This window comes from Sphaerisporangium flaviroseum, from assembly GCF_039537005.1.
GTDB lineage: Bacteria > Actinomycetota > Actinomycetes > Streptosporangiales > Streptosporangiaceae > Sphaerisporangium > Sphaerisporangium flaviroseum.
Map to the genome: position 1 here is coordinate 280,131 of NZ_BAAAZR010000009.1, position 17,536 is coordinate 297,666.

At 71.6% G+C, this 17,536-nt stretch carries 11 protein-coding genes; 2 read left to right on the top strand and 9 right to left on the bottom strand.

Going from position 1 to position 17,536, the window contains the following annotated elements; genetic code table 11:
• From ABD810_RS20605 to ABD810_RS20620, 4 genes are read right to left on the bottom strand one after another with little or no spacing between them, the layout of a single operon-like run.
• Entirely contained in the window at window positions 1-1,188 is a 1,188-nt protein-coding gene (locus tag ABD810_RS20605) for an MFS transporter (protein WP_344942550.1), read from the bottom strand.
• Window positions 1,181-3,043: a DUF4910 domain-containing protein gene (locus ABD810_RS20610; protein WP_344942553.1), complete on the bottom strand. Its 1,863-nt coding sequence runs from the start codon at window positions 3,041-3,043 to the stop codon at window positions 1,181-1,183. Before ABD810_RS20610 ends, ABD810_RS20605 begins: the two co-directional genes overlap by 8 nt.
• Window positions 3,040-4,812 (bottom strand): aminotransferase class I/II-fold pyridoxal phosphate-dependent enzyme, encoded by a 1,773-nt coding sequence (locus ABD810_RS20615; protein ID WP_344942555.1) that lies wholly within the window; start codon window positions 4,810-4,812, stop codon window positions 3,040-3,042. Before ABD810_RS20615 ends, ABD810_RS20610 begins: the two co-directional genes overlap by 4 nt.
• Entirely contained in the window at window positions 4,809-6,014 is a 1,206-nt protein-coding gene (locus tag ABD810_RS20620) for a hypothetical protein (protein WP_344942558.1), read from the bottom strand. The genes ABD810_RS20615 and ABD810_RS20620 overlap by 4 nt, the downstream gene beginning before the upstream one ends.
• Window positions 6,015-6,302: 288 nt before the next feature.
• Here ABD810_RS20620 and ABD810_RS20625 point away from each other — a divergent pair, with 288 nt between their 5' ends.
• Window positions 6,303-7,136: a GNAT family N-acetyltransferase gene (locus tag ABD810_RS20625; protein WP_344942561.1), complete on the top strand. Its 834-nt coding sequence runs from the start codon at window positions 6,303-6,305 to the stop codon at window positions 7,134-7,136.
• A complete protein-coding gene (locus tag ABD810_RS20630; protein WP_344942564.1) occupies window positions 7,136-8,248 on the top strand; it encodes a peptidogalycan biosysnthesis protein in 1,113 nt (370 codons plus the stop codon). Before ABD810_RS20625 ends, ABD810_RS20630 begins: the two co-directional genes overlap by 1 nt.
• A 4-nt stretch (window positions 8,249-8,252) precedes the next feature.
• Here the strand turns inward: ABD810_RS20630 and ABD810_RS20635 are convergent, their stop codons facing one another.
• The 5 genes from ABD810_RS20635 to ABD810_RS20655 all read right to left on the bottom strand — a co-directional run bounded on the left by ABD810_RS20635 (window position 8,253) and on the right by ABD810_RS20655 (window position 17,426).
• Window positions 8,253-9,116, bottom strand: a complete 864-nt coding sequence (locus ABD810_RS20635) for a nucleoside-diphosphate kinase (protein WP_344942566.1) — start codon at window positions 9,114-9,116, stop codon at window positions 8,253-8,255.
• Between the two features lie 474 nt (window positions 9,117-9,590).
• Complete coding sequence (locus ABD810_RS20640; RefSeq protein ID WP_344942569.1) at window positions 9,591-10,817, bottom strand: M16 family metallopeptidase; 1,227 nt, start codon at window positions 10,815-10,817, stop codon at window positions 9,591-9,593.
• Window positions 10,814-11,995 carry a hypothetical protein gene (locus ABD810_RS20645; RefSeq protein WP_344942572.1) on the bottom strand — a complete coding sequence of 394 codons (1,182 nt, stop codon included), beginning with the start codon at window positions 11,993-11,995 and terminating at the stop codon, window positions 10,814-10,816. Before ABD810_RS20645 ends, ABD810_RS20640 begins: the two co-directional genes overlap by 4 nt.
• Window positions 11,996-12,164: 169 nt before the next feature.
• A complete protein-coding gene (locus tag ABD810_RS20650; RefSeq protein ID WP_344942576.1) occupies window positions 12,165-13,514 on the bottom strand; it encodes a DUF1996 domain-containing protein in 1,350 nt (449 codons plus the stop codon).
• A gap of 396 nt (window positions 13,515-13,910) precedes the next feature.
• Entirely contained in the window at window positions 13,911-17,426 is a 3,516-nt protein-coding gene (locus tag ABD810_RS20655; protein ID WP_344942579.1) for a S8 family serine peptidase, read from the bottom strand.
• Between the last annotated feature and the right edge of the window lie 110 nt (window positions 17,427-17,536).

Genomic DNA, 17,536 nt, shown 5'->3' on the forward strand with positions numbered 1-17,536 from the left:
TCAGCGGGCCACCGCGGTCTCCTTGCGCCGCGAGGCGAGAACGAAGACCGCCACGGCCGTGAACGCCACCGCGCTGAAGGCGTAGACGAACCGGAACGGCACGAACTGGATGACGAACGATCCCACGGCCAGCGACGACACGAACGGTATGTCGATCAACGCGTCCATCGCCGTCAGCGCCCGCCCCTGCAGCTCTCCCTCGGTACGGCGCTGCACGAGGGTGGTGGTGGCGACCATGAACACCGGGATCGACACGCCCACGAGCACGCCGGCGAGGCACATCCCCACCACGCTGGTCGGGATCACCAGGGCCAGTCCCGCGGCGCTGAAGGCGAACCCGATGGCCGCCGTGCGCTGCTCGCCGTACCGCCTGATCAGCCGGCCCGTGATCAGCCCTCCGGCGATCGACCCGGCGCCCTGGAACGCGGCGATCACGCCGATGAACGCCGTGGGCCGGTGCAGGCCCTCGTCCACGGCGGCGAACATGGCGGTGTTGATGAGGCCGGCGGCGCCCAGGGCGAGGCCGACCGCGACGACCGCGCCGCGCAGTTCCTGATGGGTCACCAGGTGCCGCACGCCGGCCATCAGCTCGGCCTTCAGCAGGCGCGGTGCCCTCTCCCGGGAGCGCGTGAGGTCGGGGGTGCCTCTCAGCAGGAGCAGTACCACGACCGACACCGCGAACGTGGCGGCGTCCAGGACGGCGACCGCGCCCAGCCCGGTGGCCACGAAGACGCCCGTGCCCAGCAGCGGGCCGATGATCCGCAGACCCTGGCTGAGCGAGCCGAACAGGCCGTTGGCGTCGCCGAGCATCTCCGCGGGGACCATGGAGTGCACCAGACCGCCCCGGGCCGCGTTGAAGATCTGGTTGGACAGGCCGTAGCCGAACGTGACGGCGAACACGATCCACAGGTCGCCCTGGTCCTGCACCAGAAGCAGGGACAGCACCAGCAAGGCCGCGATCACGTCGTTCACGATGAGCGTCGCCCGCCGGGGGAACCGGTCGACCAGCAGCCCGGTCACCGGGGCGAGCAGCGACGGCAGCGACAGCAGCACGAACGTCACGCCGGCCAGGGAGTCGGAGCCGGTCAGCTCCTTCACCCAGATGGCCAGCACGACCAGAAGCGCCCGGTCGCCGAACATGTTGACCGCCTGGCCGAAGAAGAGCAGGACGAACCGGGGGTCACGCATGAGGCGGCGCATCGTCACCTCTGTCCGTAGTCGCCGACTCCCTTGCCCACCCGGCCTCTACGAGCACGTCGAGGAACCCCCGGGCGAAGTCCGGGTCCACGGGGATCCCCGAGGTGAGCTCCGCGTACCGGGCCACGGCCCGGTGGTCCCGCGTGCCGTCGATGCCGTGCGCCAGCGCGAGCATGAGCGCGTAGCCGCGCGACCGGTCCTCGGCCAGCCGCGCGTCGATCCACTCCCTGCCCGGTGGACGTGCGGCCTCGGCGAGGCCGCGCAGGTTGAAGGGCCCCGGCCAGGTACGGCACACCACCGCCGGCGTGCCGGCGGGTTCCGGTGGCGGGCCGGGGAGCAGGCCGCCGATGTGGGCGGAGAGGTCCTCGATCCATCGGCCGGCCTCGGGCCGGCCCCGGTCCCCGCACAGCTCGTCGATCCACGCGAGCGCCGCGAGTGCCACGTGCGTGCGGTGCCGTAGCAGCTCACGGGGGTGGGCCGGAGTGCCGGTGGCATCCTGGCCCGGAAGGCATTCGAGGAGCCGTGCCGCCGCCCACCGGGTCGCGATCCGCTCCAGTTCGGGGCGGTCGGCGGCGGTCGCGGCGCTGAGCACCGCGGCGGTCGCGCCGGCGATCGTCGCGGTACGTCTCAGCTCGCCGGGGTCCACCTTGTCCAGGGTGTCGGCCGAGCTGTGGTTGAAGCGGTCCGGCCAGTGGCCGAGCGTGACGGTGGGGCAGCCGACCGACCGGTCCACCAGCAGGCTGTGGTCGGACGCGCCGACGAAAGGGGTGGCCCGCCAGGCCCAGGTGTCGCAGGCCACGGCGCCGGTGTAGGAGCGGGCGGCCTGGGGGATCAGCGCGACGACGTGCTCGGCCAGCGCGCTGACGAAGCCGGGCAGGTGGTCCGGCCCGCGTTCGACGATGAGCGGGCCGCCGCACAGCCGCTGGTCCTCGCCGGCCATGTCCAGGTTGACCGCGGCGATCGGCGGCGCGGACGCGACGTCGTGGAGGTAGGCGGCCATCCCGGTGAACTCCGGGCCCCACACGAAGCGGATGCCCCGGCGCCGGCGGGTGCCGGAGAGCACGCCGGCCGTCCCGAGCAGCGCGGCCACACCGGAGGCGTTGTCGTTCGCGCTCGGCCGCGGATGGCACAGATGCGCGCACAGCAGCGTCTCGGCCTCCTCCTCGCCGGGCAGCACTGCGGTCACCACGGGCATGGGCGCCGACTCCCGCGCGGTGACCGTGACGTGGGCGTGCCCGCGCGCGAGCAGGTCCGCCAGTTGCCCGTGCCCGACGGCGAACGCGAACAGCGGGGTGCCCGCGCGCAGTTCGACCCGCCCGATCCCACCCTCCGCGGAGACCTGGTCGGTCACCACCCCGAGCGCGCCGTGCCGTTCGGCCAGCGCCAGCGCCCGGGGCAGCGGAAGCAGGGGATCGTCGTGCACGGCCAGCGCGCCGCGCAGCGGCGCGGGGTCCGCGGCACTGATGCGGACGACGGGCATGTCCACCCCCGCCGGGCCGGTGGGCGCCGAGTGGGCGGCGAGGGTGAACGGCTGCGCCGGGTAGGCGGCCAAGGTGAAGGGCCGGGCCGGGTGGGCCGCCACGCTCGACAGCTCGCCGCGGATCGGCGTCCACGAGGAGGGGGCACGGAACGTCCACCACCGGCGGTTCCCGTCGGCGGGGAACCGCAGCAGGCGCACGTCGGCCAGACCGGCCTTCTCGGCACGGTCGGCGACGTACTCGGCCGCCGCCATGATCCCGTCCGAGGCCTGGTAGCGGTCGAACTCGCACAGCGCGGCGACGTCGGCCATGGCCGACGCGGTGTCGAAGGACGAATGCAGGTGCTCGGCGACGGCTTTGACGCTCACCGGCGGACCACGGCCAGGAAGGCGTCCCGGCGAGCGGGCGACAGCGGCACGCTGACCCTGGTGAGCGGGTCGCCCGAGATGGGGCGCAGGGGCTTGCCGAGGATGCCCGGCGGGCTCTCACCCTCGACCGTCACCCAGGGCAGGGCCGGATGCCCCGGCTCCACCGTCCGGCCGAGGTGGCGCAGTCCCTCGACAAGCTCGGGCTTGGCCACCGTCAGGGCCGCACGGAGCGGTTCCAGCACGTCGCCCCGGTCGAGCAGGCGCAGCGCCACGTCCAGCGACAGCGCCGAGACCGCAAGCGGCGCCGCGACCCGGCGCAGCGCGGGGCCGACGTCGCCGGAGGCGACGGCGAAACCGGCGCGCAGGCCGCCGCAGCAGTAGCCCTTGGACACGCCGCGCAGCACGACCAGGCCGGGGATCCGCGAGGTGAGCGGCACCGCGCTGGCGGCCGGCCCCGCGTACGCGGCGCACGCCTCGTCCAGCACCAGCACGCCGCCCGCCTGGTGGACCGCCTCGGCGAGCGCGCGGACCCGGTCCAGCGGCAGCAGGTCGCCGCGGACGCCGGGGCGCTCGACGAGCACCAGTGCGGGCCGCACGGCCGCGACCAGCTCCGGCGCGCGGTCGTCGGCGGGGTCGAAGACACGCAGGGTCGCGCCGAGCCGTGCGGCCCATCCGGGAAGGTCGGGGTGGGCGTACGGCGTGCACATCAGCGTCCCGGGGGCCGCCAGCGCGCTCAGGGCGTGCAGCAGGCCGGTGGTCCCCGCGCCGGCGGTGACCCGGTCAGGGGTGATCTCGGTGCCGAAGTGCCGGCCGAGCACCGGTGCGGAGCGGGCGCCCCCGTACGGGTCGGTCACCGCGTAGTCCCTGGCGAGGTCGGCGATCTCGCGCTCCGACGCGGCGACCTCCGCCCAGACCTCGTCGATGGCGGCGCGCGCGAACTCGACCTCGTCGGGGGCCCAGCGCAGGTCCACGGAACCGGGGGAGGGCGTCGCGCGCGCGTAGTCCAGCACGGCGGGCTCGGGTGCGGCCACGGCGCGGGCGACGAACTGGACGTACCGCGTGTCGGCCCGTACCCGCGACCCGATGGTGAAGTCGGCCTCGGCGCGGAGGCTCTCGTATCCGGCCTGGCGGAGCATGGCCGCCACCTCGGGCGGCTGGTACAGGCGCACGTCGTCGCGGAGGCCGGTGACGGTGCCGTCGGGGCGGGTGACGCGCAGTTCCCCCTGGCTGCGGCCCGCCACCGGGTCGTAGGAGCGCAGGAAGTCGAAGACGGTGCCCTCGGCCTCGAACCGCGCCGTGGGCTCGTACCTGCCGAGGATCGCGCCGACGTTGGAGTGGTCGAGGATCAGCACCCCCTGGGGGGCGAGCCGGTCGCGCACCCGGCGCAGGAACCTGAGCTGCTCCTCGTCCCTGCCCCAGCCGAAGGCCTGCAGGCAGATCGCCGCGTCCGCCTCGGGCAGTTCCACCCGCGCGAGCAGGTCGGCCAGGATCAGATCGAGCGGGACGGCCGCTCGCCGGGCGGCGTCCGCGGCCTGGTCGAGCGCCCACCGGCAGACGTCGACGCCGACCACCTGGAAGCCGTGCTCGGCCAGGGGGACCGCGTGCCGCCCGACGCCGCAGCCGAGATCCAGCACCCGCCGTCCAGGCGCGTGCTCCTGGAGCGTCTTGACCAGGTAGGCGACCTCGCCCGCCGTGCGCTCCGCGTTGTACTCGTGACGGGCGAAGCTCCAGTAGTCGGCGGTGAAGTAGTCGGCGTACCAGCCGGTCACGAGAATTCCTGGCGGCCGAAGAAGTCGCACACGTCGCAGAGGTCGGCCGGGTTGGGCACTCCCTCCTGGAGGATGTAGACGCCGTCGCACATCCGGCACGTCTGCTCCACCAGCGGGAACATGTAGCGCTGCATGTTCGTGAACGCCTCGAACAGGTAGTAGTCGATGCCCGGCCACAGGCCGTAGAGATGGTCGGCCATCGCGTAGGCCATCGATCTCTCCTGCGGGCCGGTGGTGAACCGTCCCGGAGCGCCCTGGCGGTTCAGCTCGGGCGCCACGAGCTCCAGATAGAGCATGAGCTCCTTCTTGGTGACCCGGTAGAGCGGGAAGACGTAGCGCAGGCCGCCGATCTCCCTGACCGGGATGCCGCCCATGCGGAATCCGCTCGTCAGCCACGTGACCATGCTGGCCACCAGGTCGTCGGCGTTGAACCCGAACGCGACGGTGCCCGCGCCGATCTCCCTGGCGTGGTTCTCCAGCATGCGCCGCAGCACCTGGTGCCCGACGACCATGTTGAGGTGGCGCATCTCGCCGGAGACCACGCTGTTCATGGCCTCGACGAACGGCTTGCGGAGCTTGAAGACACGCTCGATGTCGGAGGCGTCGACGATGACCTGCTCGATGCCGAGCCCGGCCGCCGAGGCGCGGGCCGCGGCGAACGTCGCCGGCTCCTCCCAGTCCGGCAGCCCGGTGATCGTCACCGAGGTCATGGCGAACTTCGGCAGCCGGTGGCCGACGCGTTCGAGCAGCTTGAGGAACGCGACGCTGTCCCTGCCGCCGGACAGCCCGATCACCACCGAGTCGCCCGCGCGCAGCACGTCGTGCGCGGTGATGCTCTGGGCGAAGGTCTCCTCGACGTAGCGGACGAAGCCGTCCGCGTCGAACTGCTCGACCCGCTGCTCCAGCTGCCCGGCGGTGTCGAACAGCACCGACTTGGCGTAGATGGGGTCGGCGGTGCCGTAGACCGTGCGCGCGGGCCGCCGGGTCACGTCCAAGTCGTAGTGGCGCACCTGGCGGATCTCGATGACGTCGTCGGCGCCGACGGTCGTCGTCTCCTCAGGAACGATTCTCCCGTTACAGGTCGTGAGCACGGCGTTCACCGGAATGCCGTGCATCGTCAGGACCTCTGTCAACGGCCGGCCGGGAGTGGCGGCCAAAGTCTCCGAACCCCCGACTTTGTTGTGGAAGACGACATGGGCCACCACTTTCCTCCCTCGCTACGGCGACGGCGTCCGCTTAGTATGGGGTCATTTGCGGCATTCGCGTCAAGCGTTGCAAGCCTGCGGCTGACAGCCTTGTGAACCCTGGATAGGTGTGCCTTGAGCGTGTCATTGACAGTCGAAGTCCATAAGTCGGCCGATGCGGTTGACGCACCCGAATGGGATGATGTTGTATCGAGGTCAGGCGCGCCGATCTTTTATCGGTCCGGCTATTTACGTGCTTATGAGCATTTTCCGCTCACCGATGTCGAGGCCTTCTTCTATTTCGTCGTGCGCGACCGCGGACGCGCCGTCACGGTGCTGCCGGTCTCCCTGCTGCGCGGGCTCGATCCGCTCGGCCAGCTCCGCACCCGCTATCCCTTGTCGGGCGACGAGCGGGGCCTGATCAGCCACGTCTGGCACTGCTACGATGCCTGGCTCCCCGGGCGGGACCACACCGCGGTGATCGTCGAGGCGATGCGGTCCCTCGCCGCCGAGCTCGGCGCCGCCTGGTACGGCTTCGTCAACGTGCCGCACGGCTCCCCGCTGCGCGACGGCCTGGTGGCCGCGGGCTTCCCCGCCCGGCACATCGAGGACCGCTTCGTCGCCGACCTGCGCGGCATGGCGGGGGTGGCGGACTACATCGCCACCGCCGGCCGCCGGGGTAGGGCCAACCTGCGCCGCAACGGCCGCCGGGCGTACGAGACAGGGGTGACGACAAGCGTCGCCGACGTGGCGCGGAGCGACCTGACGGAGATCGCCCGGCTCTGCGCGGTCACGGCCGACCGGCACGGAACCGGCTCCTTCTACCCGCACGAGCTGTTCGCGGGGTTCGTCACCGAGATCGGCCAGGGGGCCTGCGTCATCGAGGTCCGCGAGGGCCGCCGGCTGGTGGGCGCGGCGATCTGCCTGCGCGACGAGACGCGCTTCCACGCCTGGGCCTGCGGGGTCGACTACGCCGTCGGCGGCAACTACAGCCCCTACCCCATCCTCTACACCGCGACGGTGGAGCAGGCGCTGCGCGAGGGCCGTTCCACGCTGGAGGGCGGGCGCGGCAACCACGTCTTCAAAGTGCGGCACGGGCTCACGCCGCTCGCGCTGGACGCCTGCCTGCTCCCGGTCTGATGCGGCGCTTCGCCGCCGTGGCCGGCCGCCCACCGGACTGGCGGGACCTGGCGGCGGGCGGGCCGATGTTCGCCACCGAGCTGTGGCTGGACGCGATGCGCGGCCGGATACCCGGCGCCGACTTCACCTTCGTGCTCCGCGAGCCGGGCAAGACGGTCCTCGCGCTCTACGGCACCGTGCTGGCGGGGGCGGAGAGGAACGAGGTCTTCGGGCTGCCGTACATCCTCACCGGAGACGCCCGCGACCTCCCGCTCGCCGAGGACTCTCTCGCGGCCCGCGCCTCATGGCGGGTGCCGCCCCCGGAGAGCTGGTATCCCCATCTGGTCGTGATGCTGCCCGGCTACGAATGCCACCCGATCGGCCCGCTGGCGGGCGACCCGGACGCGCTGTCGGAGCTGACCGGCGCCGTGGTCGCCTGGGCACGCGACCAGGGCCTGCGCCTGGTCGCGTTCCTCTACACCCCGCCGAGCACGGCCGCGCTGCAGGAGGCGCTGGCCTCACGAGGATTCTCCAGGATCCCGCTGGCCTATACCTGCGAGCTCGCGCTGACCGGTGAGGGGTTCGACGACTACCTCGCGGCGCTGCCGCGCAAGCGGCGCACCGAGGCGCGCCGGGAGCTGCGCCGGCTCACCCAGGCGGGCGTGGTGGTGCGGGCCGTCCGGGTGACCCGCGTCCCCGAGGACGTGGTGGGGCTCAAGTGCGGGCACTCGGCCAAGTACAACGGCGTCCCGGCGGACCGCGCCAAGGTGCGCGCCCGCCTGGAGGGACTGTGCGCCGAGTCCGGGCTGCTGGTCCGCGCCGAGCTGGAGGGGACGCTGGTCGGCTACGGGCTGTTCATCGAGCACGCCGGCGTGTGGTACTGCGTGAGCACCGCCATGGACTACGGCCGCCACCAGGCACGCCACGCCTACTTCGCGACCGTCTTCTACGAGCCGGTACGGCTCGCCTACTCGGCCGGCGTGCGGCGGCTGCACTACGGTCAGGGCAGCTGGCGGGCCAAGCTCTCCAGGGGATGCCGGGCGGTCGAGCTGCCGGGATGGGTGCTCGCGCTGGACCCGCGGCTCGCGCCGGTGGTGGCCGACAGCGCGCGGACCACCGTCCTCGCCCCCTGACCGCTCACGACCGGCGCAGCGGTTCGAAGATCGTCGAGGTCTGCAGGACCACGTGCTCCCACCGGTCGAGGGTGAGGCCGTAGACGGCCAGCTGCGCCGCCGCCCGTCTGAGGTCGGGCCGCGGGTGCCCGGGCAGGAACTCGCAGGCGAGCAACTCCGCCAGGGGATGGGCGGCTCCGCCCGGGAGCAGCGCCGCCAGCTCCGCCCCCGCGCCGGCGCGCGGTTCGGCGACCAGCCCCGGCGCCAGCTTGCGGCCCTCGGCGGTGAGCTCGTTCCACACGGCCGCGACGAGCTTGGACCGCAGCCCCACGAGCACGTCGTCGTACTCCCTGGTCTCCTTGGGGATGCCCGCCTCCAGCAGGGCCACGACGTCGCGCAGCTCGCTCTGCCCCCCGGTCAGCGGCCTGCCCAGATCGGGTCCGAAGAACACCGTCGCCTCGTGCGCGGAGTCCTCGGGTGTGTCGGCGGTGTGCACGATGTCGAGCATCACGTTGATGCCGCGCAGGTCGCGGCGGATCGTCCCCGGAGCGGCCTCGGCGGGATCGCTGGCGCCCTTCAGCGCACGCAGGCGCTTGTGGCCGGTGCCCGGCGCGGTATCGGCGCGCCTGTCCTCTACCAGCAGGGCGAGGGTGGGTCCGAGATCGAACACCAGGTCGACCTGCCGGTAGAAGTAGGCCTTCCATACGGAAGAGATGTTGCGTTCTTGCCAGGCGTCCTGGTTGGGCGGCCGGTGCCACAGCACCTCGTACCGCACCGGAGTGAACCCGTGCTCGTCGAGCATGTCCAGGACGGGGGAGCACAGGTGACGTTCAAGCGCGTCAGGCGGCAGGAGGACCAGGATGGTTCGCTGCCAGTCGATCGCTGTCACCCATCACTCCTTAGCATCAGCGGGCTCAGCCCTTGGAGGGCCTGGAAACACGGGGCCGGCGTGCCGCTCGGCGGTGACGGTCCATGTCAGCCCTTCTTCGGCTTACGAACTTTCGGGCGCCGTAGTGCTAGGAGCATGCGGTCCATAGTCACCCCTTCTTCGGTTCGCGAATTCTCGGGCGCCGCGGCGCGGCGCTGCTGCGGTTCTCGATCACCCCTTCTTCGGCTTGCGGATCTTTGGACGGCGGAGTGTCTGCATGGTCAACTCCTCTTCGGCTTGGCGATCTTGGGACGGCGTAATGCGTGGTGCCTGCGGTCCATGATCAGCCCTTCTTCGGCTTGGCGATCTTCGGGCGGCGTAGAGACTTGGCGTGGCGGTCCATGGTCACCCCTGTTTCGGATCGTTGGAGTATGACAATTCGGTCCACTCCTCGCGATTTACCCGTATTTACGAGTTTTCGGGGCAAGGAAATGATTAGTCAATACCAGCGACCGTGATTATCAAGGGATCGATGGCCATTCGCAGGCAACCGAGCACATCGTCGGCGGTGACCGCGCGGATCGCCTCGATGTGGTCGCCGAGCGTCCAGGAGGGATGGGCCGGGATCAGCCCGTAACGGCCGTAGAACAACGCCTCCTCCAGTGACTGCTCGGTCTCCAGCTGGAGCAGGCCCGCCGTGCGCCGGGTGGCCAGCTCCACCTCCCCGGCCGTCCAGCCGTCCTCGGCCCGCTGGGCCAGCAGCGTCGTGGCCGTCTCCACCACCTCCTCGACATGTTCCGGCGCGGTGGCGACGAACGCCCGCCACACCCCGGTGTCGTGATAGGCGTTGGTGAACCCCCACATGTCGTACGCCAGGCCACGGCGGTTCCTGATCTCCTCGAACAGCAGCGCCGAGCTGGCTCCGGCCACCAGGTCCATGAGGACCTGCCACGCCGGGAGCAGGTGGTGGCCGTAGGGCACGGCCGGTCCGCCCAGCACCACCCCGGCCGAGTCGTTGTTCAGCGCGAGGCCGCGCCGCCCGCCATGGATCCGTGGCAGGCCCTGGTCCGGGCGGGGGGCCGACAAGGAGGGCACGGCGTTCAGCGGCCCGCGTTCCAGGACCTTCAGCACCGCGTCAGGGGTCACGTCACCGCAGACGACCACGCCGACCGACCCCGCGCGCACCCACTTCGCGTGGTAGGCGCGCAGGTCGTCCAGGTCCACCCGGCCGACGCTCTCGGCGGTCCCGCCGACGGCCCGGCCGAGGGGATGGCCGGCGAAGGCGACGTCGTAGAAGACGTCGTGCACCACGTCGAACGGATCGCCCGCGGCCAGCCGCAGCTCCTCCTGCACGACCTTGCGCTCCGCCTCCAGGACCTCCTCGGTGAGCCGCGGCTCGGCCAGGGCGTGGGCCAGGATCTCCAGCGCGCTCAGCGACTCCGGCGCGGGCACGCGCGCGTACAGCGCGAGGTGGTCGCGGCTGGTGATGGCGTTGGCCTCGCCGCCGAGGGCCTCCAGCAGGTCGGTCGGGCGGCCGGAACCGCCGAGCGGCGCCTGCATCAGGATGTGCTCCAGCAGGTGGGTGCCGCCCGCCACCTCCGCCGATTCGTACCGTGACCCGGTCAGCAGCCACAGGGTCACCGTCGTCGCGGTCGCCCCCGGTCGCGGCAGGGTCCAGACCGGGATGCCGTTGGCGAGCGCCGCCCGCGCCGGTGCCCTCATTCGCCCGCCCTCGTGGTCTCGCCGATGCCGCCCGTGGCCCTGGCCCCCTCCAGCGCCGACTCGTCGACCTCCTCGCCGTGCACCAGCACGAAGCCGCCCACCGGCGTGTCGGCCCACAGCGTGCCCCCGCGCTCGCGCAGCGTGGCGCGCTCGGCGTGGTGGTCGCCCTCGACGGGCAGGGCGAACAGCAGCAGGCCCGCGTCCAGCGCCGCCCGCGTGTCGAGCCTCCGCTCGGCCAGGCCCCAGACCCGCCGGGCCAGCGCGCCCGACCCGCCGTCCATCATGCGGTTCTGCAGGCTGGTCAGGGCGAGGTTGAGCGGTCGCCGCAGTCCGGAGGCCGCCCTCACGCGGCGGCGCGCCTGGCCGGCCCGGGTCAGGAGCCGCAGGTCGCCGGGAAGGGCAGGGACGGCCGGCCCGGTCGCCTCGAGCAACGACGCCAGTTCCGCGTATTCGGGCCAGAGGGCCAGTTCGTGGACCGCGAGCGCGCACGCCTTCAACGCGGGGAGAGGGGCGTCGCCCAGCAGGACCGCGGCGTCGACGAGGTCACGGGCCCGGTACGGCTGCTCGAACCGCTCGAACAGCAGCGCGACCAGGTTCTTGGCGATGGGATCCGCGCAGGCCTCGGGAAGGTCACGCCGGGCCGGGACGCCGACACGGTCGCCGAGCAGCGCCAACGTGCCAAGCTCGACCCCGTACGGCAGGGCGTAAGGATCATCCGGAAGCCTGCGCAGGCTGACGATGAAGTGCAGGTCCTCCTCGAACCGCAGGAACGTCGCGCTGTGCACCGACCAGCCGTCGTCGCGCAGCCAGGAGACGATCCGCCAGAGGCGCTCCTCCTCGGGAACCCAGTAGTCCAGGTCGTTCATGTAGCGCAGCAAGGGCGGGGGATAGCGGCCGGCGACCTCCAGGCCCTTGAACGCGACCGGGTTCTCCCAGGCCGCCCCCAGCCGCTCCCGCAGGTCCCGGTAGAAGTCCATTCGCGTGCGCTGCTGGCCCAGCTCGTGGGAGAGGGCGGGACCCAGGTCACGTCCGTCCCGATCCCAGGCGCTCAGCAGGGTGGCGAGGAACGACGGTTGCTCGCGGCGGGTCACGTAGAGCAGCTCACCGGGCGTCTCCATCTCCTGGCCCGTCACCGTGGCGAGCACGTCCTCAAGATGGCCCGATGTCAGCTCGATCACCTGGTTCCGCCCCTTCGGCGTGCGTCGACGAGGTGTCAAGGGAACTTCTGCCGACTCTGACAGATCACAATGTTCCCGACAAGACGCCCATTCGCCATCCGCGGAGTCATGAGCCCGGTCTTGGGCGCCTGCCCGGCGGCGGTGAGCCCGCGGCCGGGCAGGCGGGGTCCTACGGCAGCTCGAAGTCCTCGGTGAGGGCGGCGCCGCGGTGTGGCTTGTACAGGTCGTAACCTCGGGGGTTGCACTGGAGGCCACCGTTGATGCAGTGGGTCACCAGGGCGTTGAGGATGGCCGGATTGTCCCAGGCGTTGAAGAAGTCGTAGTGCCAGGTGTAGCCGCGGCCGCTGGCCAGCCGTGCCTGCGACAGGTCACCGCTCGCCGGGAATGCGATCTTGAACTCCAGCATCGGCACGGGCACCGGGTGGCCGGCCGGGCAGTAGCCGTGGTCGGGGTAGGCCATGTGACCCTTGTGGTCGGGGCTGTCGAGGTTGACCCCGTCCCAGCAGCTCGGCGCCTGGAAGCGGACGTTCACCTGTGTGCCCGCGGGGCAGGAGGTGGGGATGTCCCAGACCTTGGAGATGTTCCCGCACTCGAAGCCCTCGACCGCGCCGGGGGAGTCGCGGAACTGCGCCAGCGTCGAGGTCGGGCTGCCGACGACGAAGCGCAGACCCTGCGGGAAGTTCCGCACTCTCCAGTACTCCAGGATGCCGGACTTGTAGTAGATGACCTGGTGCCCCGTCGGCTGGATCAGCTGGTCGCCCTTGTAGAAGCTCGGGAACCAGTAGGCGGACCTGTCGTGCGGGTTGGTGCACGATGTGGCGCCGGCCAGAAGCGACGCCGGGGTGCTGCTCGCGTTGGTCGTCCTGTTGCCGACGAAGGTGTGCATGTGCGAGGCGCCGGGCAGGCCGGGGTAGACGATCGGGTCGTCCGGCCGGTTCTGCGTGAACGAGCAGTTGGCCTGGAACTCGTGGTGGGTCACCTCATCGGTGAACGTGGGGCTCGGGACGGGGGTGGAGCCGGAGCCGCCCGTGCCGTACACCTTGAACTCCCAAAGCGAGTAGCCGTATCCGGTGTTGCGGGCGGTGCCGTACATCCGCACGTAGCGGCCGCTGCCGGACACGTTGAGGCTCTGGTCGCCCCCGGTGCCGGTCGTGGTCGAGTAGACGTCGGCCCACGACGTGCCGGTGGCGGAGGTCTGGATCTTGAAGGCGGTGCCGTAGGCGCCTTCCCAGCGCAGCTCGACACGGGAGATCGTCGCGGTGGCGCCGAGGTCGACCTGGATCCACTGCGGGTCGCTGTACGCGCTGGCCCAGCGGGTGCCGTTGTTGCCGTCGAAGGCGGCGCCGGCGCCGTATCCGCCTCCTTCGACGGATGAGGCGCTGGCGGGCCTGCCCTGCGACAGCAGGGCGTCGGCGGCGACGGCGGGGGAGATGATCGCCAGACCGGTCGCGACCAGCGCGACCAGCATGGCGGTGACCAGTCCCAGGCGGAACCGGCCCGGACTTCGGGAAGGGTGCACGGCCTCTCCTTCGAGTGGGGGGTGCCCTGCCGTGGGGACGACAGGTGGGAGAGCGCTCTCCAAGAAGAGTGACCGCCGATGACAGCGGCTGTCAATACAAGGGGCACCACCAATCCGAAACCTGCTGTTCACGGCACGGAAACGGGATGACCCGCCCCTCACTCGCCGCGCGGCGGCCTGCGAACAGGTTCGGCCTGCCGGGGAGCGGCTCCCGCCGGGGACGCGGCCACCCGTGCGAGGTTTCGCGGAGTGAGCAGGGCATTTCAGATCAGCCGGGGGAGAACGACCTGGTGGGGGCATGTTCTTCCTGGAGAGCGCTCTCCATCCTGTGGTGGCGGACATGGCGCGGCCCGCCCCGCCACTCGGGCGGGACGGGCCGGTGGGAGGTTCAGGCCGCTACGGGGTGGCCTTGTCGGGACGCTCGGAGATGCGCACGGCGTTGACGATCGGTACGCCGACCCGCTCGGCGAACCGCACGTTGAGCTGGCCGTCGGTGACCTTCACCGTGTACTGCCGGGTGACGGCGGTGTAGGTGCCGGACTCCAGGGCCAGGTCGAGCGCGGGGATCGCGAGCTGACCCTCGACGATGACGTCGAAGACCCTCCGGCCCTCGCGCATGTCACGCGTCTCGGCGAAGCCCAGCTCGACGGTGTAGGTGCCGTTGGGCACCTGGTCGAACCGGTACTCCAGCATCGACTCGCGGGCACGCTTGAACAGCTCCTGCTCCGTGGTGCCCTTGATCGTCTTGCTCGCCGTGTGCGTCCTGGTGTTGCTTCCCACGTACCCGTGGCCGCCGGCGCTGTACTTGCGGTCGGCGGTCCAGCGGTCGCCGGCGGCGTCCACGAGGTCCTTGGTGCCGCCCACCTCGACGGCCACCTGATGCTTGGGCACCACGACGGTCACGACGATCTCGATCAGCGGGTTACGGCCGCTCGCCGAGCGCACCAGCAGCTTGCCGGTGCGAACGGTGCCCGGCTGGACACCGGCGCTGGAGGCGGTGACCTTCAGCGTCACCGACGTGCCCGTACCGAGCTGACCGGCCGCGGGCGTCACGCCCAGCCACCCCTGCGCGGGATCGGTCACGACGGTGTAGGCCGTGGCCACCCCCAGGTTGGACAGCTCGACCGTGCCGGTCCGGGTGGACTCGGCCGGCATCACCAGGGTCAGCTCGCCGGCCGAGGCCGTCACCCGGCCGGTGGCCAGGGCGGTGTCGACCCGGGTCACGGCTCCGGCGGTGATGGTGACCTCCTGGGTGAAGGTCCCGTAGTTCTCCTTGGAGACCTCCACCTGGTAGTCGCCCACCAGGATCTGGCCGAGGAACGTGCCGTTCTGCCCGGTGGTGAAGCTCGCCACGTCGCCCACCTTGACGGTCGCGCCCGCCAGCGGCCGGCCGTCGTTGGCGTCGGTGACGGTGCCGGTGAGCAACCCGTGCCGGCTCGCGGAGAAGGTCAGGCTCTGACCGTCGGTGAGCGCGGCGCTGTTGGCGGAGTACTGCAGGGCGTCGGTGCCGCCCGGGTTCTCGATGCCGATCGTGGCGCTGGTACCCGAGGCGCGCTCGTTGACGATGCCGCGGTAGCGGTACCCGATCGAGCCGTCCTCGCCCAGCAGGGCCGAGAACGAGATGCGCTGGGCGGCGTCGGAGTAGAACCGGGCCTGACGCCATTCGATGACGAACGTACGCTTCGGCGCGGTTCCGATGGTGGCGGTGTAGACCCCCGCCTGGTCGTCCAGCACCAGGTCGTCCCAGTACGGGTAGAGCGCCGCGTTGGGCGTGGAGGTGGAGGGCAGGGTTCCGTTGCCCGCCGTGGTGTTGCTCGCGGTGAAGCTCAGCAGCCCGTTGCTGCTGATCCAGCCGCCGGTGTAGCCGGCGCCGTAGAAGGGGAAGGTGAACGGGAGCGTGACCGGCGCGGCCACGTCGTCGCCCGTGAGCGGGTGCTTCTCGGTGCCCGCGACGTACGCCTCGGAGGCGCTCGCGCAGGTGTAGCCGAAGGTGTCGGCGCGCCGCGGCAGGTCGATGTCCTTGGCCAGGTCGCCGCTCACCGTGATCGGCACGGTCAGGCCGCCCGCGCACCGGGAGACCGGAGTGACCTTCAGCTCGTAGGCGCCGTGCGGCAGCGTGAGCCGGTACCGCCCGGCGGCGTCGGTCACCGCGCTGATCGGGGTGCCGACCGCGGTCACCGTGGCTCCCGCCTCCGGCGCGCCCGCGGCGGTGACCGTGCCCGACACCGTGCCCGAGGGTAGCGGCGTCAGCGGTACGTCCCTGGTGACCGTCTCGTCGGCCACGACGGTGACGGTGGCGGTGGCGTCGTCGTACCCGAACTTCTTCACGGTGAGCCGGTAGTCGCCCACGAGCAGGCGTGGCAGCGTGTAGGTCCCGTCCTGCGCGGTGGTGACCGTGCGGCTCAGCGGCCCGGTGACGGTGAGGGTGGCGCCGGCCACCGGCGAGCCGCCCGAGGAGACGGTGCCCGCGAGCGCGCCGAGCGCCCCCACCGGGGCGGCCCGGACCGCCGCGAACGCGTCGAGCCGGCCCTCGCCCCAGATGTTGTTGTCCGTGGCGGTGCCGCCACAGCGTGTGTCGTCGACGTCGATCGCGGTCCGGTCGAGCAGTTCCCTCGTGGCGGCGATGTCGCCCTGCAGTGCGGGGGAGGCCGACCACATCAGCGCCACGGTGGCCGCCAGGTGCGGGCTGGCCATCGAGGTGCCGGAGAAGCTGTCGTAGCCGCCGGGTATGGAGGAGCGCACGTCCACGCCGGGCGCCGCGAGGTTGGGCTTGATCTCGCCGTTCTCGCCGGAACCGCGGGTGGAGAAGCTCGCGATCGCGTTGGCGGCGTCGAACGCGCCGGCGCTGTAGCTGGAGATGTACTGGCCGGGGGAGCCGCTGGAGTTGCATCCCGCGCCCGTCAGGTTGCCGTTGGCGAAGGCGGGGAAGATGCCCGCCGCGACCCACGCCTCGACGATCTCCTTGTAGAAGGGGTCGAAGCCGCTGCCGCCCCAGGAGTTGTTGACGATGTCCGGCGCCAGGTCGGGGCGGGGGTTGCGGCCGTCGAGGTCGGTGGGCGCGAGCACCCACTGCCCGGCGGCGAGCAGCGAGGCGTCGGAGCAGCTGTTGGACTCGCATCCCTTCGCCGCGATCCACTTGGCGCCGGGGGCCACGCCGACGGCGTTGGCGTCCCCGTCACCGCCCACCATGGTGCCCATGGTGTGGGTGCCGTGGTCGTTGTTGTCACATGGCGCGGCGCTCGGGCACACTCCGGCCGGATCGAACCAGTTGTAGTCGTGGTCGACGCTTCCGTCGGCGCTCCTGCCGCGGTACTGGGCGGCCAGCGCGGGGTGGTCGAACTGCACGCCGCTGTCGATGCTGGCCACGACGATGCCCTCGCCGCGGGTGCCGAGCTCGCTCCAGACCCGGGGGGCGTTGACGCGGTCGATGTTCCACTCGATGGCGTTGACCTGCTTCACCTCCTTGCCCGGTAGCGGCTCGGGGAGCTTGACGACGTGGCCGGGGTCGATCCGCTCCACTTCGGGGAGCGCGGCGATCTCCGCCGCCAGCTTGGCGTTGCCGGTCACCTGGATGGCGTTGGCGATCCAGAACGGGGTGAATTGGGCGTGCTCGCCGGTGAGGAGCTTGCGAAGGCCGGCCTGCGACGTCGTGGCGAGCTCGGTCTTGGCCTGGTAGACCTGCCTGGCCTTCTCGGTCTTGGTCTTCGCCTTGCGGGCCACGCTGAGGTCGGCGTCGCTCTTGAGGCGGACCCAGAAGGTGGCCTTGTCGTCGACGGCCAGCTTCGCCAGGACGGTCTTGTCGATCTTGACGGGGTCGGGCGCGGCCTGGGCCACGCCCTGGGGGGTCAGGAGCGCGAGAGCGGTGAGGGTTCCCGTCAGGACCGCTCGCCAGTGCCGGGGGAGGAATGACACACGATCTCCTTCACGCCGGGCGGGAGTGTCCCGCCGGGGAAAGTGACGTGGGATGCGGGGTGATCTTTACATCCCATGTGGAGAATCGTGATTCGATCTTGTCTGCTTGA